The sequence below is a fragment of the Streptomyces sp. P6-2-1 genome, from assembly GCF_050613165.1.
Taxonomy (GTDB): domain Bacteria; phylum Actinomycetota; class Actinomycetes; order Streptomycetales; family Streptomycetaceae; genus Streptomyces.
The window spans coordinates 6,187,689-6,211,794 of the sequence record NZ_CP192513.1 but is presented as its reverse complement, the minus strand read 5'-3'; the positions used below and the strand labels follow the sequence as shown (position 1 = coordinate 6,211,794).

Genomic DNA, 24,106 nt, shown 5'->3' with positions numbered 1-24,106 from the left:
TCACTCCTTGCCGTCGGTGCCGGGTGCGCGCAGAAGGTCGGCGAGGTCGTCGACGACGAGGTCGGCGCCGTGTTCCCGCAGGTCCCTGGCGGTGTCGGTGGTGTGGGCGCGGTCGACGCCGACGACGAGCCCGAAGCCGCCGCGCCGCCCCGCCTCGACCCCGGCGAGGGCGTCCTCGGCGACGGCCGCGTGCGCGGGTTCGGCGTCGAGCCGCTTCGCCGCCTCCAGGAAGAGCGCCGGATCGGGCTTGCCCGGCAGGCCGAGGCGCTGGGACTCGTCGCCGTCGACAAGGGTCACGAAGTAGTCGATGAGCCCGGCCCCCGCGAGGACGTCGCGGGCGTGGTGCGAGGACGAGGCGGCGGCCAGCGGGATGCCCGCGGCGCGCAGGGCCTTCAGGAGCCGCACGGAGCCGGGGAAGGGCTCGATGCCGTTCTCGCGCACGCGGCGCGTGAACATGCCGTCCTTGAGCGCGGCGACGGCGGCGACCGAGTCCGTGCCGGGGGGATCGGCAGGGCTGCCGTCCGGGATCGGCACCTCGCGGGCGTGCAGGAAGGCGGCGGCGCCGTCGGCCCTGGGCTTGCCGTCGACGTAGCGGAGGTAGTCGGCGGCGGCGTCGAAGGGCTTGTCGAGTGCCTTGTCGGCGGGGGGATGCTCCCGCAGGCAGGCGTCGAAGGCCTCCTTCCACGCCTCGGCGTGGACGCGCGCGGAGTCGGTGAGGACTCCGTCGACATCGAACACCATCGCGGCGATGCCCGCCATGACGGGAGCGAGCCCGTGCTCGGCGGCGGTCACCGCGTGGTTCCCGCGGCGGTACGGGTTCCGGTACGGGGCGTTCGCATGGCACACGTCCTTCCGGCTCGGGACCGACCGGCCGGGAGGGCCCAGCCCTCCGCCCACGCTAACCGCAAGGGCGGGGAGCCGCAGCCGGGAGCGGCCCGGGCCGCACGGGCGGTACGGGCGGTACGGACGGTACGGGCGGTACGGACGGTACGGGCGGTACGGACGGTGCGGACGGTACGGACGGTGCGGACGGTACGGGGGGGCCGCACGGGCGGTACGGGGCACGGGCCCCGTACCGGCGCGCGCGCCTCTCACGCCCGCTCCGCCCGCCTTCCCGCGCGCCCCGCGAGGAGTACGTAGACGAGGAGCGAGGAGGCGAAGCCGATCGCCCAGCCGTAGTCGGCGAGCGGCTTCAGGAGGGGGACGAGGCCGTCCTCGGGGAAGGGGCCCTTGCCGGGCGCCGAGTGGGAGCCGCCGACCGCGAGGACGCCGCCGGCGAGGAAGGCCACGACCGCCGCGGGGTGCCAGCCGCCGCGGTACCAGTAGCGGCTGTCGCGCCGGTACAGCTCCACGAGGTGCAACGAAGTGCCACGGACCAGCCAGTAGTCGGCGATGAGGATGCCCGCGACCGTGCCGAGCAGCCCGCCCACCACACCCAGCCACGTGTAGATGTACAGCTCCGGCGTCGCGATGAGCTTCCACGGCATGATGAGCACGCCCACCACGCCGGTGATGAGCGCCCCCGTGCGGAAGCTGATGAAGCGCGGGGCGAGGTTCGCGAGGTCGTACGCGGGTGAGACGACGTTCGCGGCGAGGTTCGCCGAGATCGTCGCGACGAGCACCGTGATCAACGCGAAGAGCAGACCGAAGGTGTTGTCCGCGCGGGCCGCCAGGTCGACCGGCTCCCAGACGGGTTCGCCGTAGACGGCCTGCGAGCCCGAGGTGACGAGGACGGAGAGGAGCGCGAAGGCCGTCATCGTGGTGGGCAGGCCGAGCGACTGGCCCCAGACCTGGGCGCGTTGGCCCTTCCCGAAGCGCGTGAAGTCGGGGATGTTGAGCGAGAGCGTGGACCAGAAGCCGATCATGCCCATGAGCGCGGGGAAGAAGACGGGCCAGAAGGCGCTGCCCCAGCCGAGCTTCGACGGCTGGTCGAGCAGCGGGCCGAAGCCGCCCGCCTCGTTCGCCATCCACACGAGGAGTGCGAGCGCGCCGAGGAACACGAAGGGCCCGGCCCAGTTCTCGAAGCGCCGCAGCGTCTCCATCCCCCGGTGGATGATGAGGAGTTGGAGCAGCCAGAAGATGCCGAAGCAGACCCACAGCGGCCACGGCTGTCCGCCCACGTGCGAGGCGCCCGCCCAGGTCCCCGGCAGGAGCTTGTCGAGCAGGACGAAGACACCCTGCCCGCCGATCCACGTCTGGATGCCGAACCAGCCGCAGGCCACGGCGGCGCGCAGGAGCGCGGGCAGGTTCGCGCCGCGCAGCCCGAAGGAGGCGCGCGCGAGGACGGGGAAGGGGATGCCGTACTTGGGGCCCGCGTGTCCGGTGAGCAGCATCGGGAGCAGGACGACGACGTTGGCGAGGGCGATGGTGAGGACGGCCTGCTTCCAGTCCATGCCGAGCGCGACGAGTCCCGAAGCGAGCGTCCAGGAAGGGATGTTGTGCGCCATCCCGATCCACAGCGCAGTGAAGTTGTACGTGCCCCAGTGGCGTTGGGCGACGGGGATCGGGCGCAGGTCCTCGTTGGCGTGCGGCGAGTCGGCGGGGAAGGCACCCGGGTCGAGTGCGACACGGCCGTCGGGAGTGAGGTGCTGGCCCGGCGCGGTGGCCGCGTGGGCGGGGGACGGAGGGCCGGGTGGGGTGCCCGGCGGGGTGCCGATGGCGTCGGTCATGGCGGACCCTTCGGGGAGAACGGTGCGGGGAGGATGCGGTGCCGTGCTCGGGTGCCGTGGGGTGCCGTGCGGGTGCGGGTGCGGGTGCGCGGGTGCGGGTGTCCAGGTGCGCGGTGGTGTGTGCGGTCGGGGTGTGGAGCCGGGATGTGCGGCCGGGGTGTGCGGTCGGGGTGTGCGCTAGGAGTTGAGGACCGGGATGACGTCCTTTCCGTACACGTCGATGAGCTGTTCGCGCGCGTCGTGCATCGCGTAGACGGCGAACTGGTCGACGCCGATGGCGCGCAGTTCGCGCAGCTTCTCGATGTGGGCTTCGACCGGCCCGAGGACGCAGAAGCGGTCCACGATCTCGTCGGGCACGAAGTCGGTCGAGCTGTTGCCCACGCGGCCGTGGTGGCGGTAGTCGTAGCCCTCGCGACCCGCGATGTACGCGGTCAGCTCGGAGGGCACGGAGGCGGATTCGCTGCCGTAGCGGGCGACGAGGTCGGCGACGTGGTTGCCGACCATGCCGCCGAACCAGCGGCACTGCTCGCGCGCGTGGGCGAGGTCCTCGCCCACGTAGGCGGGCGCGGCGACGCAGATCGTGACGGCGCCGGGGTCGCGGCCCGCGTCCGACGCGGCGGTACGGACCTGCTCGACCATCGCGGCCGTGAGGTAGGGGTCGGCGAGCTGGAGGATGAAGCCGTCGGCGCGGGCACCGGCGAGGGCGAGCGCCTTCGGCCCGTACGCGGCGGCCCAGACCGGGAGCCGCCCGTCCCGCACCCACGGCAGGCGCACCTCCGTGTCGCCGAGCCGCGCCGTGCGGCCCTCGGCGAGGTCGCGGATCGTGTCGATCGCCTCGCCGAGGCGCGCGAGGGTGTTCGGCGGGCGCCCCGCGACGCGCATCGCGGAGTCACCGCGCCCGATGCCGCACACGGTGCGGTTGCCGAACATGTCGTTGAGCGTCGCGAAGGCCGAGGCGGTGACCTCCCACGTGCGGGTGCCCGGGTTGGTCACCATCGGGCCGACGACGAGCCGTTCGGTGTGCTCCAGGATCTGGCTGTGGATGACGAAGGGCTCCTGCCACAGGACGGCGGAGTCGAAGGTCCAGCCGTGCGTGAAGCCCTGCCGCTCGGCGCGGCGCATGAGGTCGACGACGGTGGAGGCCGGTGGGTCGGTCTGGAGAACGAGTCCGAAGTCCAAGACAACTGCTCCTGTGGTCGGGGCTCCTGAGGTGGCGTCCTACGGCCGGACCGCGGACGAGGGTGCGCACGATGGTGTCGGACGATACCGCGCGAAGGGGGCCAATCGGGCTCCGAAGGCTCCGTGCCCGTACGGGTCCCGCCCCCTGCCGCCGCGCCGCGCGCCGGGTCAGCTCCCGTAGGCGCTCAGTCCCCTCGGCACGTACACCCCGTGCCCCGCGCGGCCCACGTACTCGCGGTCCTCCAGGACGGGGACGCCGCGCGAGAGGACGGTGCGGACGCGGCCCGTGACACGCTTGCCCTCGTAGGCCGAGTAGTCGACGTTCATGTGGTGCGTGCCTGCCGAGAGGACCTGCTCGGCGTGCGGGTCGTAGATCACGATGTCGGCGTCCGCGCCGGGGGCGATCGTGCCCTTCCTCGGGTACAGGCCGAACATGCGGGCGGGGGCGGCGCAGGCGAGGTCGATCCAGCGGCGGCGGCTGAGGTGGCCGTCCACGACGGCCTGGTGGAGGAGGTCCATGCGGTGCTCGACGCCGGGCATCCCGTTGGGGATCTTCGAGAAGTCGCCCCGGCCCAGTTCCTTCTGCCCGCTGAAACAGAAGGGGCAGTGGTCGGTCGAGACGACCTGGAGGTCGTCGGCGCGCAGTCCGCGCCACAGCGCCGCCTGGTGCTCCTCGGGGCGCAGCGGCGTCGAGCACACGTACTTGGCGCCCTCGAAGTCCGGTTCGGCGAGGTTGTCGGTGGACAGGAAGAGGTACTGCGGGCAGGTCTCGCCGTACACGGGCAGGCCCGTGTCGCGCGCGGCGGCGATCTCGGCGAGGGCCTCCTCGGCGGAGACGTGCACGATGTAGAGCGGTACGTCGCCCGCGACGCGCGCCAGCTGGATCGCGCGGTGCGTGGCCTCCGCCTCCAGGAGGGTCTTGCGGACCTCGCCGTGGTGGCGCGGGTCCGTACGGCCCGCGGCGAGCGCCTGTTCGACGAGGACGTCGATCGCGATGCCGTTCTCGGCGTGCACCATCGTGAGGCCGCCGTTCTCGCCCGCCCGCTGCATCGCGCGCAGGATGCGGCCGTCGTCGGAGTAGAAGACCCCCGGGTAGGCCATGAAGAGCTTGAAACTCGTGACGCCTTCGCCGACGAGGAGGTCCATCTCCTTGAGGGTGTCCTCATTGACGTCGGCGAGGATCATGTGGAAGCCGTAGTCGATCGCGCAGTTGCCCTCGGCCTTCGCGTGCCAGGCGTCGAGGCCCTCGCGCAGGCCCCGCCCGACGCTCTGCACGACGAAGTCGACGATCGTCGTGGTGCCGCCCCAGGCGGCGGCACGGGTGCCGGTCTCGAAGGTGTCGGACGCGTAGGTGCCGCCGAAGGGCATCTCCATGTGCGTGTGCCCGTCGACGCCACCGGGGATCACGTACATGCCGCTCGCGTCGATGACCCGTTCCGCCGTCCACGCCTCGGCGGCGGCCGATCCTGTCGAGGCGAGCGCGGCGACCCGCCCGTCCTCGACGAGCACGTCGGCGTGGGACTCCTCCGCCGCGGTGACGACGAGTCCGCCGCGGATCAGGGTGCGCTTGCTCATGGGGCTCCTTCTCCTTCCGGTTCAGGACGGTTCGGGGGCGATTCGGGGGCGGTCGTTGACGTTCAGGGGCGGTCCGGGGGCGATTCGGGGACGTTCAGGGCGGCCCGGGGGGCGGTTCAGGCCGCGGCGCGCAGCGCCGAGAGCAGCAGGTCGCCGCCCTCCTCGGCCTCCGCGACCGTCAGGCTCAGCGGCGGCGCGACGCGCAGCACGCTCGTGTCGTGGCCCCCGCCCTTGCCGAGGAGCAGCCCGGCCGCACGGGCGGCCTCCAGGACGGCGCTCGCGCGCGCCGGGTCGGCACGGTCCGTGCCGGGCTCGACGAGTTCGACCCCGAGCATGAGTCCGCGGCCGCGCACCTCCCGTACGTGGGCCATGCCGGCCGTCCCCGCCCGTACCCGTTCGCGCAGCAGGCCGCCGACACGGCGCGCGTTGCCCTGCAGGTCGTGTTCCAGGAGGTACGTGAGGTTGGCGAGCCCCGCGGCCATCGTGATGGGTGAACCGCCGAACGTGGAGAGCGAGTTGGTGTCGATCACGTTCATGATGCCGGCGCGCGCGACGACGCCGCCGATGGACATGCCGTTGCCGATGCCTTTGGCGAAGGTGAGCAGGTCGGGTGGCCCGGCCCGGTCGTGGGCCTGCCAGCCCCAGAAGTGGTCGCCCGTACGTCCCCACCCGGTCTGCACCTCGTCGGCGATCCAGAGGATGCCGCGCTCGGCGAGGACTTCGCGGAACGCGGCGTACAGTCCGTCCGGCGGCGAGGTGAACCCGCCGACGCCCTGCACCGGTTCGGCGATGAGCGCGGCGACCTGCCCGCGCGCCTGGCCGAGCAGGTCGCGCAGGTCGGCGACGCTGCCCGCGATGAACTCCCGGTCGTCCAGGTGCGCGTACGGGCCGCGCCCGCGCACGGCCCCGTGCGCCCACAGGGTGTGCAGGGGCGAGTAACTCGTCGGGGACCAGCCGCTGTTGCCCGTGACGCCGACCGCTGAGAAGGAGCGGCCGTGGTAGCTGTTGCGCATCGCGATGATCTGGTTGGAGCGGCGGTACGCGGTCGCGAGGAGCAGCGCGGTGTCGTTGGCCTCGGTGCCCGAGGTGGTGAAGAAGACGCGCGCGTCGGGGATGCCGGAGAGGCCCGCGATCCGCTCGGCGAGGTCGATCATCGGGCGGTTGAGGTAGAGCGTGGAGGAGTGGACGAGCCTGGCGGCCTGCTCGCCGACCGCCTTCGTCACCTCGGGGAGCGCGTGCGCGGTCATCGTGGTGAGGATGCCGCCGAAGAAGTCGAGGTAGCGGCGGCCCTCGGCGTCCCACACGTGACGGCCTTCGCCGTGGGTGAGTTCGAGGGGCTCCTCGTAGTAGAGGGCGAGCCAGTCGGGCAGTACGGCGCGGTGTCGCGCGAGGAGTTCGCTCACGGACGGGTCAGCCCCTCGTAGGCGTCGGGGCGGCGGTCGCGGTAGAAGGCCCACTGGTGGCGCACCTCGTCGATGAGGCCGAGGTCGAGGTCGCGCACGACGAGTTCCTCCTCCTTGTCGCTCGCCGTCTCGCCGACGAACTGCCCGCGCGGGTCGACGAAGTAGCTCGTGCCGTAGAAGTCGTTGTCGCCGTACTCCTCCTGCCCGACGCGGTTGATCGCGGCGACGAAGTACTCGTTGGCGACGGCCGCCGCGGGCTGTTCGAGCTGCCACAGGTAGCTGGAGAGGCCGCGCGAGGTGGCGGACGGGTTGTAGACGATCTGGGCGCCGTTCAGGCCGAGTTGGCGCCAGCCCTCGGGGAAGTGCCGGTCGTAGCAGATGTAGACGCCGACGCGGCCCACCGCGGTGTCGAAGACGGGCCAGCCCGCGTTGCCCGGGCGGAAGTAGAACTTCTCCCAGAAGCCCTTGAGCTGCGGGATGTGGTGCTTGCGGTACTTGCCGAGGTAGCTGCCGTCGGCGTCGATGACGGCGGCGGTGTTGTAGTAGAAGCCCTCCGCCTCGCGCTCGAAGACCGGCACCACGATCACCATCCCGGTCTCGCGGGCGAGGTCCCGCATCCGGCTCACGGTCGGCCCGTCGGGCACGGCCTCGGCCCAGCGGTAGTGCTCCTCCTCCTGCACCTGGCAGAAGTAGGGGGCGTTGAAGACTTCCTGGAAGCCGATGATCCCGGCGCCCTGCCGGGCGGCCTCGCGGGCGTGTTCCTCGTGCTTGGCGATCATGGATTCGGTGTCGCCGGTCCAGGTGGCCTGGACGAGTGCGGCGCGGACGACGGAGGCAGCCATGAGCAGTGCTCCTTCGACAGACGTCAGAGAGCCGCTACCGCCCGGGACCCCGGGCCGTAGAGGCACGAACGTAAGCCCAGTGCGGTAACCGGGCAAGACCGCCGGGTCGCCGGACACGGTGGATGCCACCCCAGCGGGTGAGCGGGAGGGCGGGGACGGGAGCGAGCGAGGGGCACGGAGGCGAGTGCGGGGCGGGGCGGCGCGGGGCGGCGCGGCGGTGGGGCGGGGCGGCGCGGCGCGGCGGTGGGGCGGGGCGGCGCGGCGGTGGGGCGGCGCGGCGCGCCGTGGCGCGGCGGTGGGGCGGCGCGGCGTGAGGCGGCGGTGGGGCGGCGCGGCGTGAGGCGGCGGCGCTGAGGACGGCGGAGGGGGCGGCGCAGGTGACGGGCCGCCGGTGAGGACAGGGGGCGGGCGGCCCGTGGCCCGTACCCGCTCCGCCCCCTCAGGGCCCCGCCACCCCTGCCACTCTCAGCGCGTGGGTGAGCGCCTCGTGGCGGAGGTCCGATGTGCGGGCCGCCGCGGCGAGGAGGGGGGCCGTGAGGGTCCCGGGCGCCGAGGCAGCGATACGGGCGAGGTCCTCGGCGCTGCGGGCGGTCACGCAGGAGTCGGCGAGGCGGTCGAGCGCGCCCGGCACCGCCGTGACGGCGGGATCGGCGAGAGCCGCGGCGACCTCGCGGAGCGGCCGTACGACGCCCTGCCGCAGGATGCGTGCGGCATCGGCGTGGTACCCCGCCGTCTCCAGCGCCGTCGCGAGGGCGGTCAGGCGCGGCAGCGGGAGCGCGGCGGCCTCCCAGAGCACGGTGCTCCAGTCGGCGGCGAGCCCGTCGGCGGCGAGCCGGGAGCCGAGGGCGAGGACGTGGGCGGGCGGCCAGTGCGCGGCGTCCACGAGGAGCATGTGCGCCTCGCCCTCGCGTTCCTCCGCGCGCAAGCGGTCCAGCAGCCCGAGGAGTTCCCCGGCGCGTCGCAGCCCCTCGGCATCGGGCGCCGCCGCCTCACGCTCCTCGGCGGCCGCGCCCCCCGCGAACCGCGCCCCCGTGGGCGCCTCCCTCGCCGCAGGTCCCGCCGCGAGCGGCGCCCCGCTGGGCGGCAGCACACTGCCCGGCCCGACGAGCGCGTCGTCGACCCCGGCGAACCGAGCCGAACGCCTGCGTCGTCGAGGGGACCTGACGGGTTTTGCGGGCTCGGCGTCCGTCGCGGGGAGGTCCGGCGCCGGCTCGGGTACGGGGATGCCCGCGGGACCGGCGGGCTCGCGTGTCCCGTACGGGCCGGGCTCGCGCGGAGAGCCGTAGGAGGCGGCCGGTTCACGCCGTGGCCCGAACGAGGCGGCGGCTCCGCGCGGTGCCCGTGCCGAGGAGCCGGACTCGCGCCGCGCCCCGTACGGCTCGGCCTCGCGCCCGTACTCGTCCGGTGTCTCCAGCCGTCCCAGCCGCTCCGCGAGTTCCCCGCACCGGGCCTCGGCGCGCCGCAGGTCGTCCCGCGCCCACGCGAGGTGCCCGTGCAGGTGGGCCGCCGCGGTGCCCTCGGCTGCGGCGAGTCCGCGTTCGAGTTCCGTGACGCGCGCGGCGGCGCGCTCGCGTTCGCGCACCATCCGGGGGAGCCGCCTGGCGAGTTCGGCGCCCGCGCCGGGGCGGGCATCGCGCGCGGCGAGGGCCGCCAGGTAGGCGCCGCGCAGCCCGGCGGCGACCTGGCGCGGGTCCGTACCGGGCGCCGCGCGCGCCACGTGGTCGTCGACGAGCGCTTCGACGACGTCCCACGGCGGCGTCTCCGTACCGTCGACGCAGGCCCGCATCCCCCGGGGGTCGCGCGCCCAGAACACCTCGCACCAGCCGGCACCCGGATCGAGCCCCGCGAGCAGCCCGCCGAACGCGCGCGCGAAGTCCGCGACCGGGTCCCGTACCTCGCTGTTCTCGAACTGGTCGATCCGGAAGGGAAGTTGTCCCACCACGCGTGCCCCGCTCCCACTGCGGCTTCCTTTGGTGCGGAAGGAAACACCCGCCGTGTTACGCGGCGGCTACACGGGCTTTTCGGGGAGCGACGGAGTGACGGGCGGGGAGGACGAGGCGCGTTCGGCATCGCGGAGATCGCCGGGGGGGGGAACCCGGCTCCGGGCAGCGCGCGCTTCACGCACCTCCAAGCCTTCACCGGCCGCCCCGGCCACCGGAGCGCCCGGCCCGGCGGACGGGGACGTGATCTTCGTGGCGTACCGGGGCGAGTCCCCCGTCCCGGTTTCCGGTTACCAGCCGTTCCGGAGCATGGTGGACCCAGCAGGTGGCGGGGCATGGCGCCGCCAGGCGCGGGCACAAGAGCCCCGGGCCCGCACGACGGAGGAGTCGCCCAGGATGACACAGCACGACGCGACGCACTGGATCGGCCTCTCGGTACCCGGGCTCGACTGGCTCCTCGTGCTCGGCCTGCTCCTCGCGACGGCGGTCGCCTGCGTCGCGGTGCCACTGCGCATCGAGATGAGCCGCTCGCACGGCGGCGGCTCCTCCGAGGACACCCCGGCCGGTGCGCGGTACGAGGACTGACGCCTCATGACGCCGCGCCTGCTGTACGTGACCGACCTCGCCTACCAGGCGGCGGGCCGCCGTTACGCGGACGAGGATCTGGAGCTGTCGGCCCGCCTGCGTGCGCACTTCCCGCTCGCCCTGTGCGACCCGCGCGACGCCGCCCGCCTCGTCGACGGCTTCGACGCCGTTCTCGTCCGCAACAGCGGCCCCGTCCTCCACTACCGCGCCGCCTACGCGGAGTTCCGCGCCGAGGCGCTGCGGCGCGAGGTGCCCGTGTACAACCCGCTCACGGGCCGCGCCGACATGGCGGGCAAGGGCTATCTCATCGAGCTGACGCGCGCGGGACTGCCCGTCATCCCGACGTACGCGGGCGACACCGCCCCCGGCGAGCTGCCCGCTTCGGACGCGTACATCGTGAAGCCCGTCGACGGCGCGGACTCGGTGGGCCTCGTGCGCCTCGACGCGGCCGCGCTCGCCGCCCGTACCCCCGAAGCGGGCACGCTCGTCCAGCCGTACGTCCCGTTCCGGTACGAGGTCTCCTTCGTCTTCGTGGACGGCGACTTCCAGTACGCCCTGTACGCACCGGACCCCGCGCGCCGCTGGGAGCTGGCCCCCTACCGCCCGAGCGCCGCGGACCTCGCCTTCGCGCGCCGCTTCGTCGACTGGAACGCCCTGCCGTACGGCATCCAGCGCGTGGACGCGTGCCGCACGCGGGAAGGGGAACTGCTGCTCGTCGAGCTAGAGGACCACAACCCGTACCTGTCGCTGGGGCTGCTCGACGAGGAGACGCGTTCGGCGTTCGGGCGCGCGCTCGTGGCCTCGCTCAGGCACTGGGCGACACGCCCGTAGCCTCTCCGGCGCCCGCGGGACGGGGAGTGGAGGCGCGGGACGGGGCCCGGGAAATGCCCCGCGCCGGGGCGTCTCAGCTCGCGGCGCTCAGCGCCGCGGGGCCACACGCCTCTTCGATGGCGTCGAGCGACAGCTCAAGCGCCCGGGCCAGCGCGGCCACCGTGAAGAAGGCGGGCGTGGGCGCCCGCCCCGTCTCGATCTTGCGCAGGGTCTCGGCGGAGATCCCCGCCTCGATGGCGACCTCGGCCATGCTGCGCCCGCCGCGCGCGTCCCGGAGGAGCGCCCCGAGCCGTTCGCCGCGGGCGCGTTCCTCGGGGGTGAGCGGAGTACGGACCATACGGCGATTCTACGGGGCCCGCACCGCGCGGAGGGCGCGATCAGGACGGAGCCGGAACCGTGACGGGGCGTGCGCGACCGGTATAAGAATTGCGGTATAGTAATTGGCATGGTGCGAAGGAAGACAGCAGCCGAGATTCTTGAGATGCGCGAGGCCGGGCGGGTGGTGGCGCGTGGCCTGCACGCCGTGCGGGAGGCCGCGGCGCCCGGCGTGCGGCCGCGGGAGCTGGACGAGGTGGCACGCGAGGTACTGCGCGAGGCGGGCGCGGACTCGCCCTTCCTCGACTACCACCCGCACTTCGCCCCGGTCCCGTTCCCCGCGACGCTCATCATCTCCGTCAACGACGCGATCGTGCACGGCATCCCCGGCGACGTGCCGCTGCGCGACGGCGACCTCGTGAGCGCGGACTTCGGTGCGCTGCTCGGTGGCTGGGCCGGGGACTCGGCGATCAGTTTCACGGTCGGCACGCCGCGCCCCGAGGACGTCAGGCTCATCGCGACCGCCGAGCGCGCGCTCGCGGCCGGGATCGAGGCGGCGAAGGCGGGCGCGCGGATCGGCGACATCGGGTACGCGGTGAGCACGGTGTGCCGGGCGGAGGGGTACGGCATCCCCGAGGACTTCGGCGGGCACGGCGTGGGCCGCGCGATGCACGAGGACCCCGGCGTGCCCAACGAGGGACGACCAGGGCGCGGCATGGTGCTCCGCCCCGGGCTCGTCATCGCCATCGAGCCGATGGTCATCGCCGGCGGCACCGACGGCTACCACCCGGACCCCGACGGCTGGACCCTCCGCACGAACGACGGCTCCCGCGCCGCCCACGTCGAGCACACGGTGGCGGTGACGGAGGAGGGCCCACAGATCCTGACGGCGCTCTAGCCCCCCGGGCGGGACGCGCAACCCCGGGCCCGCCCGGCATCCACACCGCCCGCCTGCCACCCGTCACGCACGACGCCCCGTCCGCACGACGCCCCCGCCCGGGCTACGCGCCGCCCGCCTCGCCGCCCGCCCCGCGCACGGTCACGAGTCCGTCGACCAGGAGGCCGACGAGGCGGGAGGCGAGAGCGGGATCGTCCTCGTAGCCGCTGATCATGGTGACGCCACCGAGCGCCATGAGCACGTCGCGCGCCGTGACGTCGGAGCGCAGCACCCCGGCGGCGGCGCCGTGGCGCAGCAGCGTGGCGACCGCCTCGCCCAGCAGCTCGCGGCTGCGCAGGCGCAGGCCCTCCCGCGTGGCGAGGATCGCGGGCAGCGCCTCGGCCATGCCCCGCTTGGTGCGCATGTACTCGACGAAGTCCTCCATCCAGGCGGTCAGGGCCTCCACCGGGGGCCGCGCGGCGAGGAGAGCGTCCGCGGCGGCGGCGAGACGGGCCGTCTCGGCGCGGTACGTGGCCTCGACCAGGTCCTCGCGGGCCGGGAACCGCCGGTAGAGGGTGCCGATCCCGACGCCCGCCTCGCTCGCGATGGCCTTGAGCGAGGCGTCCGCACCCTCGCGCGCGAACGCGCGCGCCGCCGCCTCCAGCAGACGGTCGTGATTGGCCTGCGCGTCGGCGCGCAGTGAACTCCCCATGACTCCTCCTCGCGATCCCGGCACGCGTGCGACCCGGGCGACCCTCGCGTCCCGCGCCGATTCTCGCGCACCTTGCAAAGCGGACCCGGCTCCGCTTACGGTGGGGACACCACAAGCGGACCCTGCTCCGCTTATCGTACGCCCGGGCCGCGCCGCCCTCCCCTCCCCGCCCCGTTCCCGGGGGCCGGGCGGCGCCCCGCAGAAGGAGTCCCCCATGTCCTCTCCCGCTTCCGCTCGCGTCACCACCCCCTTCGGTGCCACCAGCACCGCCGCCGACGTCCTCGCCGGGGTCCGGCTCGACGGACGGCGCGCGGTGGTCACCGGGGGCGGCGGCGGGCTCGGCCGCGAGACGGCGCGCGCCCTGGCCGCCGCCGGGGCCGAGGTCGTCCTGGCGGCCCGTCGCCTCGGGGGCGCCGAGGAGGCGGCGCGCGAGATCGCGGCGGCCACCGGGAATCCCGCCGTGCGCGCGGCGGCCCTCGATCTCGCCGATCCCACCTCGGTCGCCGCCTTCGTCTCCGGCTGGTCGGGTCCCCTGCACGTCCTCGTGAACAACGCGGGCGTCATGGCGACCCCGGAGGCCCGTACCGCCGCGGGTCGCGAGCTCCAGTTCGCGACGAATCACCTCGGCCACTTCGCCCTCGCGACGGGCCTGCGCGCGGCGCTCGCGGCGGCCGGGAACGCCCGTGTCGTATCGGTGAGTTCGGTCGGTCACATCAACGGGCCGGTGCGCTTCGACGACCCCGACTTCACCCGGGAGCCGTACGATCCCTGGCTCGCCTACGCGCAGTCGAAGACGGCGAACATCCTCTTCGCCGTGGAAGCGGCGAGCCGTTGGGCCGGGGACGGCATCGCGGTCAACGCGCTCAACCCGGGCCGCATCGCGGAGACCTCGCTGGGCCGCCACCTCCAGACCCCGCCCGCCTCCTTCGACCCGGCGGGCGCGACGGGCGTGTCCGTGAAGAACACGGAACAGGGGGCCGCGACCTCCGCGCTCCTCGCGGGCTCACCGCTGGTCGAGGGCGTCACGGGCCGCTACTTCGAGGACTGCCAGGAGGCCGGGCCGCACGAGGAGGGCGTGCGGCGCGGAGTCGCCGCGTACGCCCTGGACCGCGCGCACGCCCGCCGCCTCTGGGAGCTGTCGGCCCGCCTGACGGGTACCGGCGCCTGAGCGGGCGGCCCGGCGCCCGGAAGCGGGCGGCCGGTGCGCCCCTCGCGGGACCCCGGCCGCCCGTCGCCGCACGCGCGTCTACCGCGTCGGCGAGACCACCATCGCGCTGCCGCCCCCGCGCCGTACGGGCTCGGCCGCGGCACGCCAGCGGCCGTCCTTCAACCGCTCGATCCCGGTCGCCGCGCCGATCTCGGGGACCTGTGCGAACGTGTGCCCGATCGCCTCCAGCTTTCCGCGCACCGCGCTGTCGTACAGCGCGGGCTCCAGTTCGGTCGCCGCGGCGTTGCGCTGGCTCGCGCGCGGCGCGGCGATGGCGTCGACGAGCGGGAGGCCGCGGTCGAGGTAGCCGGTGAGGGACTGGAGCACGGTCGTGATGATCGTCGCGCCCCCCGGTGAGCCCAGCGCGACGACGGGCTCACCGTGCCGGTCGAGGACGATCGTCGGGGAGATGGAGGAGCGCGGCCGCTTGCCGGGGCCCGGCAGGTTCGGGTCGGGCACGGCCGGGTCCGCCTGGGCGAAGGAGAAGTCCGTCAGCTCGTTGTTGAGCAGGAAGCCGCGGCCGGGCACGGTGATCGCGCTGCCGCCGGTCTGCTCGATGGTGAGGGTGTACGAGACGACGTTGCCCCAGCGGTCGGCGGTCGTCAGGTGTGTCGTGTTCTCGCCCTCGTACGTCGTGTCGACCCCCTTGCCCGCGGGCGCGCAGCCCTTGCCGGGGTGGCGCGGGTCGGCGGGGGCGAGCGGGCTCTTCAGGACGGCGTCGTCCTGGATGAGGCACGCGCGCGAGTCGGCGAAGCGCTGCGAGAGGAGTTCCTTCGTCGGCACCTTCTCGCGGCTCGGGTCGGCGACCCAGCGGCCCCGGTCGGCGAAGGCGATACGGCTCGCCTCGATGAAGTGGTGCAGGTACTGGGTCTGCGAGAGCTTGCCGAGCCTGTCGTTCTCCAGGATGTTCAGCGCCTCGCCCACGGTCGTGCCGCCCGATGAGGAGGGCGCGATCGAGTAGACGTCCAGCCCCCGGTAGGCGGTGCGGGTCGGCGCCTGGTGCTTGGCGTCGTAGGCGCGCAGGTCGGCGAGCGCGAGCTTGCCCGGCCGCGCCTCGCGCGTCGAGCCGGGGGCGAGCGGCGGGTGCGTCGCGGTGCGCACGATGTCCCGGGCGAGGGCGCCGCCGTACAGCGAACGGAGTCCCTTGCGGGAGAGTTCGTCGTAGGTGCGGGCCAGGTCCGGGTTCTTGAGGGTGGTACCGACCGCGGGGGGCTCGCCGCCGGGCAGGAAGAGCTTCGCGCTCGCGGGGAAGTCGCGGAAGCGGTCGGCGTTGTCGGCGGTCTGCTGGCGGAAGGTCTCGTCGACGGTGAAGCCCTCGCGGGCGAGGCGGGTGGCGGGCGCGAGGACGTCGCGGGTGGACTTGCGGCCCCAGGAGCGCAGCGCCTCGTCCCACGTCGCCGGTGTACCGGGAGTGCCGACGCTCAGGCCGCTCGTGACCGCGTCGGCGAAGTCGAGCGGTTCGCCGTTCTCGACGAAGAGGTTCTTGTCGGCGGCGCGGGGCGCGGTCTCGCGGCCGTCGAGGGTGTGGACGCGGTGGGTCCGCGCGTCGTAGTAGACGAAGTAGCCGCCTCCGCCGAGGCCGGAGGAGTAGGGCTCGGTGACGCCGAGCGCGGCGGCGGTCGCGACGGCAGCGTCGACGGCGTTGCCTCCCTTGCGCAGCACTTCGATCCCGGCGGCGCTCGCGTCCGCGTCGACGCTCGCCACGGCTCCGCCCCAGCCCGTGGCGACCGGGGTCTTCGTGGGAGGCTTCGGCGCACCGTGCTGCGGTGGCGCCGCGCCGATGCTGAGCGCCCCGGCGACAACGGCGGTCAGGGACAGGTACGAGAGGGTGCGGCGACGCCCGACGCGCCGCGCCGCGGAATGTGACATCCGGTCTTCCTCCAGTCAACAGCCGTCCGCGCAGCGTAACTTGACACCCACGACACCACCAGAACGCCACGCCGCCCCCTGGCCGCCCCACGAGGGCGAGCGCGCGGCCGTCCTCCGCTCGCGCCTCAACCCTCCTTCCACGCACGCGGGTTGCGGGCGCGAGCCGGTACGATCGCGCGCCATGACGGACGACGTACGTGACCTCCTGCTCGGCCTCCTCGCCTCGGGCCTCAGCGCCGCGCTGGCGTGGTCGGCGCGCGCCTTCGTCGGGCGCCGGCGTCTGGGCCGTACGCGGGAGTTCTTCGGGCTGCCCGCGCACAGCGAGGCGCTGCTCGTGGTGAACAAGGACGCGGGCGGCGCGGATCTGGCCGTCGCCCGCTACGACACCTACGCGCTGCTCGAACTCGCCGCGCTGATCAAGGAGTGCGGGGCGCGGGCCCAGGTCCTCGCCCACGACGAGGCCAGGCGCGGCTTCGGCGAGCTGGCCGAGTTCTGCGTGGGCGGCCCGTACTCGAACCGGCGGACGGCCGCCCACCTGGCCGCGCTGCTGCCCGGGATACGGGTGGAGACCGACCCCCGCCCCGAGCGCAACGCCTTCGTCATCGGCGACGAGCGGTACGCGCTCGACCACGGCCGGTCCGAGTACGTACTGCTCGCGCGGCTGACGACGGGCCGCGAGGAGCTGTCGCGCCCGGTGTTCCTGCTGTGCGGGCAGCGCTCGGTGAACAACCAGGCGGCCGCGCGCTACCTCGTGAACCATCAGGAGCGCCTGCGCCGCCGCTACCGCCGCGACTCCTTCGTCCTGCTGCTGCGCGTCGTCAACTCGGCGGCGTACGGCCCCGACGTGGTCGAGCTGGTGGGCGACGTGACGCACGCGGCCCTGACCCGGGCGGAGCCCGTACCGGAGCCGAGGAGCGAGGCCGGGACCGGGGCCGCGGCCTCGGCCGAGTCCGAGACCGAGTCCGAGTCCGAGTCCGACGGGGGTTGAACACACCATCCGCGAGGACACCTTGCGGTTCCGTCGCGGCGACTGGGCCCGCCACGCATCGCGCCTTCGGCGAGCAGGGCCGTCGGCAGGACGCGACGGGAAGCCGCCGCACCGCAGGCCCGGGAGGCGGAGACACCGGGACCGGGCACCGGGCGCGGCCGAAACGGGCCCCGCCCGGACCCGACGCAGCCCCGCTTGCACCCTCCGTACGACAGTGTTTGGGTGGTGAAGTCGATGTATTCCCATTTGTCCGCACGCCCGTATCCGGACGTCCGCATGAAGCACGTACACCGCATGCGGCAGTCGCGCAGGGGTGCGTGCGCGCAGGTCCACAGGGAGCGCCATGTCACTGTCGTCCTTCGGGCCCCTCGGCGGCCAGGACCCCTTCTCCGATCTGCTCAACCGCTTCTTCGGCATGTCCCCGGGCTCCTCGCCGCCCGCCGTGCAGCGGGTGCCGATCGGGCGGCTGCTGAGCGATTCGGCGCGTGAGCTGCTGGCGCGGGCCTCGCGGCGGGCGGAGCAGGACGGCAGCGCCGACCTGGACACGGAGCACCTGCTGTGGGCGGCGACCCAGGTGGAGCCGACCCGCGCACTCCTCGCGCGCGCCGGGGCCGATCCCGATGCGCTCGCCGAGCGGCTCGCGCGGGTGCTGCCGGGCGAGAGCGCGGTCCCCTCGGCCGAACCGGGGCTCACCCCGGCGGCGAAGCGCGTGCTGATCGGCGCGCACGCGCGCTCGCAGGCGGCGGGGGTCTCGTACATCGGCCCGGAGCACATTCTCGCGAGCCTGGTCGACGGCTCGTCCCCGGCCGTCGAACGGGTACTCGGCGACAGCGGCGCCGACGCGGAGCGGATGCGCGCGGAGACCGGGCGCGCCGGGGAGCAGGGCGCCGGGGCGGGCACGGGGCGGCAGGGCGGCGCAGGGCGCGAGGACAGCGCCACGCCGACGCTCGACGAGTACGGGCGCGACCTCACCGAGGAGGCGAGGGCGGGCCGCCTCGACCCGGTGGTGGGACGCGCGGAGGAGATCGAGCAGACCGTCGAGGTCCTCTCGCGGCGCTCGAAGAACAACCCGGTGCTCATCGGCGAGCCGGGCGTGGGCAAGACAGCGATCGTCGAGGGGATCGCGCAGCGCGTCGTGAGCGGCGACGTACCGAAGACGCTCAAGGACCGGCGCGTCGTCGCGCTCGACCTGCCGGGACTCGTCGCGGGCTCGAAGTACCGGGGCGAGTTCGAGGAGCGCCTGAAGAAGGTCATCGACGAGGTCCGCGCGGCGCGGGACTCGACGATCCTCTTCATCGACGAACTGCACACCGTCGTCGGCGCGGGCGCGGGCGGCGAGGGTGCGATGGACGCGGGCAACATCCTCAAACCCGCGCTCGCGCGCGGCGAGCTGCACGTGGTCGGCGCGACGACGATCGACGAGTACCGCAAGAACATCGAGAAGGACGCGGCCCTCGAACGCCGTTTCCAGCCCGTCATGGTCTCCGAGCCGAGCGTCGAGGAGACGGTGCAGATCCTTGAGGGGCTGCGCGACACGTACGAGGCGCACCACCAGGTGCGTTTCACCGACGAGGCGCTCGCCGGGGCCGCCGAGCTGTCGGACCGCTACGTCACCGACCGCTTCCTGCCGGACAAGGCGATCGACCTCATCGACACGGCGGGTGCGCGGGTGCGGCTGCGTTCGCTCGGCGGCTCCACGGAGGCGACGGAGCTGGAGGACAGGCTCGCGAAGCTCGGCCGCGAGAAGGACCAGGCGGTCGCCGCGGAGGACTTCGAGAAGGCGGACGGGCTCAAGCGCGAGATCGAGACGGCTCGCGCGGAGCTGGACGGGATCGCCGAGCGGCGTGAGGGCGTGCGCGAGGTGACGGTCGACGACATCGCGGAGGTCCTCTCGCGGCGTACCGGCATCCCGGTCGCGCAGCTCACGGAGGACGAGAAGCAGAAGCTCATGAAGCTGGAGGAGGCGCTGCACTCGCGTGTCGTGGGGCAGGACGAGGCGGTCACTGCCGTCGCGCAGGCGGTGCGGCGCAACCGGGCGGGGATGGGCGACCCCGACCGGCCCGTGGGCTCCTTCCTCTTCCTCGGCCCGACCGGGGTGGGCAAGACGGAGCTGGCGAAGGCCCTCGCGGAACTGCTCTTCGGGGACGAGAACCGCATGGTGCGCTTCGACATGAGCGAGTTCCAGGAGAAGCACACCGTCTCGCGCCTCGTCGGCGCCCCGCCCGGCTACGTCGGGCACGAGGAGGCGGGGCAGCTCACCGAGAAGGTGCGGCGCAGCCCGTACAGCGTGCTGCTCTTCGACGAGGTCGAGAAGGCGCACCCGGACGTCTTCAACACACTGCTCCAGGTCCTCGACGACGGGCGGCTCACCGACGCGCAGGGCCGCACGGTGGACTTCCGGCACACCGTCGTCATCATGACGTCGAACATCGGGGCGCAGCGCATCCTCGACCACCACGGCGACGTCAGCGGCATCAAGGGCGAGCTGATGGCGGATCTGCGGGAGCGCTTCCTGCCGGAGTTCCTCAACCGCGTCGACGAGGTCATCGTCTTCCACAGCCTCGGCGACACCGAGCTGACCTCGATCCTCGACCTGCTCCTGGACCGCAGCGAGCGGCGGGTGCGCGCCCAGGGCCTGGGCCTGGAGATCACCCCGGCGGCGAAGAAGCTGCTCGTCGCGCACGGCACGCAGCCGGAGTTCGGCGCGCGGCCGCTGCGCCGCACGCTCCAGGCCGAGCTGGACAACCGCATCGCGGACCTGCTCCTCGGCGGCGAGGCGGACCCGGGGGACACGGTGGTCGTGGACGTGGGGGACGAGTCGCTCCAGACCTCGGTACGGAAGGGGGACGCGGGCGGCGGCGCGGCTCCGGGGGAGGCGAAGGCGGCGGCCTGAGCGGCACGCACCGCGCGGCGCCCTCGGTCCGTACGGGCCGGGGGCGCCTGGGCGTGTACGGGGGGTGAGGGCGCCCGGCGTATACGGGGGTGGGGTGCACGGGGGCGGGAATGCCTCGGCGTGTACGGGGGGTGGGGTGCCTCGGCGCGGACGGGGACCGGAACGGGGGGACGGGGACGGGGACGGGGACGGGGACGCGCGAGCTTTTCGTGTACGAGGGCGGGTGCCCGCACGCAATCGTTACCCGCGCGTAACATACCGACCGGTTACCTCCGGTAAGTCGCTCCGGTTACCGTCGGGTCACTTAGCGGTCCTCACCGCGTCGCTCACCCTTCCCGAGAGGTGACCCATGCGCGCTCCCCGCTCCTCCCCCACGCTCGCCGTCCTCGCCGCGGCACTCCTCCTCACCGGGCCCGCCGCCGCCGGAGCCGTCGCGGCCCCCGCCGCCGCGGCCGCCGCGGCGACCGTCCGTTTCGCCGACATCCCTGGCGCCGGCGGCACCGTCCTCAAGGGCAACGTCGTCGCCCCGGCCGACACCAGCCGCACGTACCCCCTCGTCGTCCTGCCGACCAGCTGGTCGATGCCGCAGGTCGAATACCTCGCGCAGGCGCAGAAACTCGCCGAAACGGGGTACGTCGTCGTCACGTACAACTCGCGCGGCTTCCTCCAGTCCGGCGGCGAGATCGAGGTCGGCGGCCCGAAGGACGTCGCCGACGCCTCGGCCGTCATCGACTGGGCGCTCGCCAACACCCCCGCCGACGCCGGGCACATCGGCATGGCGGGCGTCTCGTACGGGGCGGGGATCAGCCTGCTCGCCGCCGGGCACGACTCCCGCATCAAGGCGGTCGCCGCGCTGAGCGGCTGGGGCGACCTGATCGACTCGATCTACAGCGGCCGCACCCAGCACGCGATGGCGGGCGCGCTCCTCGGTGGTCTCGGCTTCCTCACCGGACGTCCGAGCGCCGAGTTCCAGCAGATCCTGAAGGACTTCCTGGGCTCGAACCTGGCCAAGGAGGACGAGATGATCGCGTGGGGCAAGGTCCGCTCCCCCGCGACGTACCTCGACGGCATCAACCGCAACAAGCCCGCCGTCTTCCTCGGCAACGCGTGGGGCGACTCGTTCTTCCCGCCCAACCAGTACGCGGACTTCTTCTCGAAGCTCGCGGGCCCCAAGCGCCTGGAGTTCCGCCCGGGCGACCACGCGACGTCCGAGGCGACGGGCCTGCTCGGCCTGCCCAATGACACGTGGACCGACACCCGCCGCTGGCTCGACCACTACCTCAAGGGCGAGGACAACGGCGTGCAGAACGAGGCACCCGTGCACATCTCCTCGCGCTCCGGCGGTGGTTACGAGGACTACGCGAGCTGGCAGGACGTCGGCAAGGCCACGACCAAGCTCGACCTGGGCGGCAGTCAGCGCATCGTCACGAACCTCGACTCGGGCGCCAACGGGGGCGTCACCCTCCTGTCCAACGCGCTCGACCAGCTCATCAAACTGCCCCCGACCGTCTCGGTGCCGCTGCTTCCGCGCGCCTGGACCGGCGTGTGGCAGTCGTCCGCGTACGGGAGTGAGCGGCACGTACGCGGGACGACGCGCCTGCACACGACGGTGACCCCGACCAAGGCCGACGGCACCTTCGTCGCGTACCTCTACGACGTGGGCCCGCTCGGCGTCGGCAAGCTCGTCACCCACGCCCCGTACACCTTCCACGACCGCACGCCGGGTCAGTCCTTCCCCGTGGACCTGGACCTCTACTCGACGGCCTACGACGTTCCCGCGGGCCACAAACTCGCCCTCGTCGTCGACACGGTCGACCCCCTGTACATCGAGCACAACCCGCTGGGCGCCGAACTGACCTTCTCGTCCCCGGCGAACGACCCCTCGTACGTGTCGGTGCCGCTGCGGGAGGAGTGAGGGCGCGGGCCGGGGAGCGGCGGAGGCGGGCCGGGAGCCGGATGGAGTGGGGTCCCTCGGCCGGTCGGCCACCGTCCGCCCGCGCGCCCGCGCCCCGGCTCCTCGTGACCCGTGCCCCGGCCCCTCGTGAGCGGGGCGCGCCGGCGTCAGCACGCAGACGAAAACGGACGGTCGTGTCTCCGTCCGTGGAGAAGTTCGGGAACAGCAGCGCAGCCGACGCGATGACCAAAGTCAGCAGAAGGGCCGCGCGGGCCGAGTCCGCGAGGAAACGCCCGCGTCCGCCCCGCGTCCGCGTCCGCCCCGCGTCCGCGTCCGCCCCCGCGTCCGGCGCACGCTGCGCACTCCCGGCGCGCCCGGAGCCGTCGACCTCGCCGACGGCGAGCGGCATCGTCGTGTGCCGCGGGTTCTCCGCGCCCGGAGCCGTCCCTCCGCTTCTCCGCGGCACGTCCGGAACCGTCTTTCCGCCGCACCGGGACCCCCGTTCCCCCTGTCGCGGCGCCGCGGCCTCGGCCGGATGCCGGGCCCTCGGCGGCGGTACCACGGGGTGTGCCAGCGCCAGAGCCGTGCTTGCCCAGTGCACAGCGCCTGCTTGGCGGCGCGTTGACCGGGTGGAGGGGCGGCGGACGGAGCCCGTCCGGCGCGGCTGACCTTCTCCTCGCGGGCGGCGGCCCCTGGGGGCCGGTCCGTCGGTGAGGAGTGATCCTCGGCCTGCGCCGGGCGGGCTCGTACCGCCGGTGGACCTCAGGGGGCGGGGGCCGCCGTGTCCTGGAGCGGGGCGCCTGGACCCGGCTCCGGTGTCGCCGCGGCCTTCGCCTTGGGATCGCGGCGCTCCCGCCGCGCGAGCCAATTCGCCAGCCAGGACAGGAGCATGCACATCCCGATGTAGACGGGCGAGATGACCATGACCACGGGGATGAAGGGCAGGTCGTAGTCGAGGTTGGACGCGATCAGTTTCCCGGCATGGAGGAACTCCTCATAGGTGATCAGGTATCCGAGCGAGGTGTCCTTGAGCGCCACGACCAGCTGGCTGATGATCGACGGCAGCATCGCACGGACCGCCTGCGGGATCAGGATGTACGTCATGACCTGCGTCTTGCGCATGCCGAGCGCGTACGCCGCCTCCCGCTGGCCGCGGTCGACGGAGGCGATCCCGGAGCGGAACACCTCGGCGAGCACCGAGCCGTTGTACAGCGTGAGCCCGGTGACGAGGGCGGGCAGGGGCTGGACCTTCAGCGCGATGAAGACGAAGAAGATCATCACGAGGACCGGCATCGCCCGGAAGAACTCGACGAGCGCCGTCGCAGGCCAGCGGACGAGGCGGTGCTCTGACAGGCGTCCCACCGCGAGCAGGGTGCCGAGCGCGAGGGCGAGCACCGCCGAGATCGCGAAGGCTTTCAGCGTGTTGCCGAGCCCGCGCAGCAGAAGCTCCTGAATGCCGACGTACTCGAAAGGAGTCCATTTGGCCGCCGTGAACTGGTCGGTGTCGAAGAGCAGAAAGAGGAGCCAGCCGATGAGGGCGAGGATCACCGCGGTGGCGGCCACGCCGTAGAGGGCGTGCCTGCGACGGGTCCTGGGCCCGGGGATGTCGTAGAGGGCGCTGGCCCCGCGCGTGCCCCGCGCGCCACGGGCCCCGCGCGCCCCGCGCGACGAGAAGACGGACTTCACCGCGGCACCCCCCAACGGTGTTCGAGGTAGTTGAACAGAGCACTGATGGCGAGGGTCAGGATGAGGTAGCCGACGGCGATCCAGACGAAGACCCACACGATGTTGAAGCCCAGCTCATTGAGCGTCTTGTACGTGCCGAGGAGTTCGGTGACGCTGAAGGCGCCCGCGATCGCCGAGTTCTTCGCGAGGGCGATCAACTGCGAGCCCACGGGCGGGATCACGGAGCGGAACGCCTGCGGGAGGATCACCGTCGTAAGGGTCTGCCCGAAGCTCATGCCGAGCGAACGCGCCGCCTCACCCTGCCCCTTGGGAACGGTGTTGATGCCCGAGCGGAGCGCCTCGCAGATAAAAGCCGAGGTGTAGCAGCCGAGCGCGAGCACGGCGAAGAGCTGGAAGGGCAGCACGAGCCCGAAGCGAGGCAGCCCGAGCAGCACGGCGAAGAAGAGCAGGGTGAGCGGCGTGTTGCGCAGCACGGTGACCCACGCGGTGCCGAAGACCCGCAGACTGCCGACCGGGGCCACCCGGAAGGAGGCCATGACGAAGCCGAGGGCGAGGGCGAGCAGCGAGGCGTAGACGGTGAGTTCGAGCGTGCCGAGGAAACCCTTTCCGTATTCCGAGAAGTTCTGCGTCAGTACGTCCAT

At 73.5% G+C, this 24,106-nt stretch carries 19 protein-coding genes; 7 read left to right on the top strand and 12 right to left on the bottom strand.

The window, feature by feature from the left end; translation table 11 throughout:
• From ACQYWQ_RS26195 to ACQYWQ_RS26165, 7 genes are all read right to left on the bottom strand, one after another.
• A complete protein-coding gene (locus ACQYWQ_RS26195; protein WP_431038002.1) occupies positions 1 to 792 on the bottom strand; it encodes an HAD family hydrolase in 792 nt (263 codons plus the stop codon).
• Positions 793 to 1,091: 299 nt separating this feature from the next.
• Positions 1,092 to 2,669 carry an NCS1 family nucleobase:cation symporter-1 gene (locus ACQYWQ_RS26190; RefSeq protein ID WP_431038000.1) on the bottom strand — a complete coding sequence of 526 codons (1,578 nt, stop codon included), beginning with the start codon at positions 2,667 to 2,669 and terminating at the stop codon, positions 1,092 to 1,094.
• Positions 2,670 to 2,846: 177 nt separating this feature from the next.
• Positions 2,847 to 3,848, bottom strand: coding sequence for a TIGR03842 family LLM class F420-dependent oxidoreductase (locus ACQYWQ_RS26185; RefSeq protein WP_431037998.1), 1,002 nt, complete (start codon positions 3,846 to 3,848; stop codon positions 2,847 to 2,849).
• Positions 3,849 to 4,016: 168 nt separating this feature from the next.
• On the bottom strand, positions 4,017 to 5,423 hold the full coding sequence (gene hydA, locus ACQYWQ_RS26180; RefSeq protein ID WP_431037997.1) for a dihydropyrimidinase: 1,407 nt from the start codon (positions 5,421 to 5,423) through the stop codon (positions 4,017 to 4,019).
• Positions 5,424 to 5,539: 116 nt separating this feature from the next.
• Positions 5,540 to 6,826: an aspartate aminotransferase family protein gene (locus tag ACQYWQ_RS26175; RefSeq protein WP_431037995.1), complete on the bottom strand. Its 1,287-nt coding sequence runs from the start codon at positions 6,824 to 6,826 to the stop codon at positions 5,540 to 5,542.
• The gene (locus ACQYWQ_RS26170; protein WP_431037994.1) at positions 6,823 to 7,668 is read right to left on the bottom strand and encodes a nitrilase-related carbon-nitrogen hydrolase; all 846 of its coding nucleotides are present in this window, start codon (positions 7,666 to 7,668) and stop codon (positions 6,823 to 6,825) included. The genes ACQYWQ_RS26175 and ACQYWQ_RS26170 overlap by 4 nt, the downstream gene beginning before the upstream one ends.
• 439 nt (positions 7,669 to 8,107) lie before the next feature.
• Positions 8,108 to 9,610 carry a hypothetical protein gene (locus ACQYWQ_RS26165; protein ID WP_431037992.1) on the bottom strand — a complete coding sequence of 501 codons (1,503 nt, stop codon included), beginning with the start codon at positions 9,608 to 9,610 and terminating at the stop codon, positions 8,108 to 8,110.
• A gap of 394 nt (positions 9,611 to 10,004) precedes the next feature.
• On the opposite strand from ACQYWQ_RS26165, the gene ACQYWQ_RS26160 reads away from it, so the two are divergent.
• Both ACQYWQ_RS26160 and ACQYWQ_RS26155 read left to right on the top strand, forming a co-directional pair.
• Positions 10,005 to 10,193, top strand: coding sequence for a hypothetical protein (locus ACQYWQ_RS26160; RefSeq protein WP_431037990.1), 189 nt, complete (start codon positions 10,005 to 10,007; stop codon positions 10,191 to 10,193).
• Positions 10,194 to 10,199: 6 nt separating this feature from the next.
• On the top strand, positions 10,200 to 11,024 hold the full coding sequence (locus tag ACQYWQ_RS26155) for a hypothetical protein (RefSeq protein WP_431037989.1): 825 nt from the start codon (positions 10,200 to 10,202) through the stop codon (positions 11,022 to 11,024).
• 73 nt (positions 11,025 to 11,097) lie between these two features.
• On the opposite strand, the gene ACQYWQ_RS26150 is transcribed toward ACQYWQ_RS26155, so the two are convergent.
• Positions 11,098 to 11,361: a helix-turn-helix domain-containing protein gene (locus ACQYWQ_RS26150; RefSeq protein ID WP_431037987.1), complete on the bottom strand. Its 264-nt coding sequence runs from the start codon at positions 11,359 to 11,361 to the stop codon at positions 11,098 to 11,100.
• 108 nt (positions 11,362 to 11,469) lie between these two features.
• Between ACQYWQ_RS26150 and map the strand changes: the two genes are divergently transcribed.
• On the top strand, positions 11,470 to 12,237 hold the full coding sequence (gene map / locus ACQYWQ_RS26145) for a type I methionyl aminopeptidase (RefSeq protein ID WP_431037986.1): 768 nt from the start codon (positions 11,470 to 11,472) through the stop codon (positions 12,235 to 12,237).
• Between the two features lie 103 nt (positions 12,238 to 12,340).
• Here the strand turns inward: map and ACQYWQ_RS26140 are convergent, their stop codons facing one another.
• Positions 12,341 to 12,928: a TetR/AcrR family transcriptional regulator gene (locus ACQYWQ_RS26140; RefSeq protein ID WP_431037984.1), complete on the bottom strand. Its 588-nt coding sequence runs from the start codon at positions 12,926 to 12,928 to the stop codon at positions 12,341 to 12,343.
• Between the two features lie 214 nt (positions 12,929 to 13,142).
• On the opposite strand from ACQYWQ_RS26140, the gene ACQYWQ_RS26135 reads away from it, so the two are divergent.
• Positions 13,143 to 14,096: an SDR family NAD(P)-dependent oxidoreductase gene (locus tag ACQYWQ_RS26135; RefSeq protein ID WP_431037982.1), complete on the top strand. Its 954-nt coding sequence runs from the start codon at positions 13,143 to 13,145 to the stop codon at positions 14,094 to 14,096.
• A 78-nt stretch (positions 14,097 to 14,174) separates the two neighbouring features.
• Here the strand turns inward: ACQYWQ_RS26135 and ggt are convergent, their stop codons facing one another.
• A complete protein-coding gene (gene ggt / locus ACQYWQ_RS26130; protein WP_431037981.1) occupies positions 14,175 to 16,004 on the bottom strand; it encodes a gamma-glutamyltransferase in 1,830 nt (609 codons plus the stop codon).
• A 181-nt stretch (positions 16,005 to 16,185) separates the two neighbouring features.
• On the opposite strand from ggt, the gene ACQYWQ_RS26125 reads away from it, so the two are divergent.
• The 3 genes from ACQYWQ_RS26125 (at position 16,186) to ACQYWQ_RS26115 (ending at position 21,800) form a co-directional block, all read left to right on the top strand.
• Positions 16,186 to 16,992: a hypothetical protein gene (locus ACQYWQ_RS26125; protein ID WP_431037979.1), complete on the top strand. Its 807-nt coding sequence runs from the start codon at positions 16,186 to 16,188 to the stop codon at positions 16,990 to 16,992.
• A 343-nt stretch (positions 16,993 to 17,335) separates the two neighbouring features.
• Positions 17,336 to 19,885, top strand: a complete 2,550-nt coding sequence (locus tag ACQYWQ_RS26120; RefSeq protein WP_431037977.1) for an ATP-dependent Clp protease ATP-binding subunit — start codon at positions 17,336 to 17,338, stop codon at positions 19,883 to 19,885.
• A gap of 349 nt (positions 19,886 to 20,234) precedes the next feature.
• Positions 20,235 to 21,800 carry an alpha/beta fold hydrolase gene (locus ACQYWQ_RS26115; RefSeq protein ID WP_431037975.1) on the top strand — a complete coding sequence of 522 codons (1,566 nt, stop codon included), beginning with the start codon at positions 20,235 to 20,237 and terminating at the stop codon, positions 21,798 to 21,800.
• 741 nt (positions 21,801 to 22,541) lie between these two features.
• Here ACQYWQ_RS26115 and ACQYWQ_RS26110 read toward each other — a convergent pair.
• Together ACQYWQ_RS26110 and ACQYWQ_RS26105 are read right to left on the bottom strand one after the other, a co-directional pair.
• Complete coding sequence (locus ACQYWQ_RS26110) at positions 22,542 to 23,384, bottom strand: amino acid ABC transporter permease (protein WP_431039348.1); 843 nt, start codon at positions 23,382 to 23,384, stop codon at positions 22,542 to 22,544.
• Positions 23,385 to 23,461: 77 nt separating this feature from the next.
• Positions 23,462 to 24,106 carry an amino acid ABC transporter permease gene (locus ACQYWQ_RS26105; RefSeq protein WP_431037974.1) on the bottom strand — a complete coding sequence of 215 codons (645 nt, stop codon included), beginning with the start codon at positions 24,104 to 24,106 and terminating at the stop codon, positions 23,462 to 23,464.

Coding starts and splice junctions, on each gene's coding strand:
- ACQYWQ_RS26190 (WP_431038000.1), bottom strand. CDS start 2,669: ATGACCGACGCCATCGGCACCCCGCCGGGCACCCCACCCGGCCCTCCG.
- hydA (WP_431037997.1), bottom strand. CDS start 5,423: ATGAGCAAGCGCACCCTGATCCGCGGCGGACTCGTCGTCACCGCGGCG.
- ACQYWQ_RS26170 (WP_431037994.1), bottom strand. CDS start 7,668: ATGGCTGCCTCCGTCGTCCGCGCCGCACTCGTCCAGGCCACCTGGACC.
- ACQYWQ_RS26160 (WP_431037990.1), top strand. CDS start 10,005: ATGACACAGCACGACGCGACGCACTGGATCGGCCTCTCGGTACCCGGG.
- ACQYWQ_RS26155 (WP_431037989.1), top strand. CDS start 10,200: ATGACGCCGCGCCTGCTGTACGTGACCGACCTCGCCTACCAGGCGGCG.
- ACQYWQ_RS26150 (WP_431037987.1), bottom strand. CDS start 11,361: ATGGTCCGTACTCCGCTCACCCCCGAGGAACGCGCCCGCGGCGAACGG.
- map (WP_431037986.1), top strand. CDS start 11,470: ATGGTGCGAAGGAAGACAGCAGCCGAGATTCTTGAGATGCGCGAGGCC.
- ACQYWQ_RS26140 (WP_431037984.1), bottom strand. CDS start 12,928: ATGGGGAGTTCACTGCGCGCCGACGCGCAGGCCAATCACGACCGTCTG.
- ACQYWQ_RS26135 (WP_431037982.1), top strand. CDS start 13,143: ATGTCCTCTCCCGCTTCCGCTCGCGTCACCACCCCCTTCGGTGCCACC.
- ggt (WP_431037981.1), bottom strand. CDS start 16,004: ATGTCACATTCCGCGGCGCGGCGCGTCGGGCGTCGCCGCACCCTCTCG.
- ACQYWQ_RS26125 (WP_431037979.1), top strand. CDS start 16,186: ATGACGGACGACGTACGTGACCTCCTGCTCGGCCTCCTCGCCTCGGGC.
- ACQYWQ_RS26120 (WP_431037977.1), top strand. CDS start 17,336: ATGTCACTGTCGTCCTTCGGGCCCCTCGGCGGCCAGGACCCCTTCTCC.
- ACQYWQ_RS26115 (WP_431037975.1), top strand. CDS start 20,235: ATGCGCGCTCCCCGCTCCTCCCCCACGCTCGCCGTCCTCGCCGCGGCA.
- ACQYWQ_RS26105 (WP_431037974.1), bottom strand. CDS start 24,106: ATGGACGTACTGACGCAGAACTTCTCGGAATACGGAAAGGGTTTCCTC.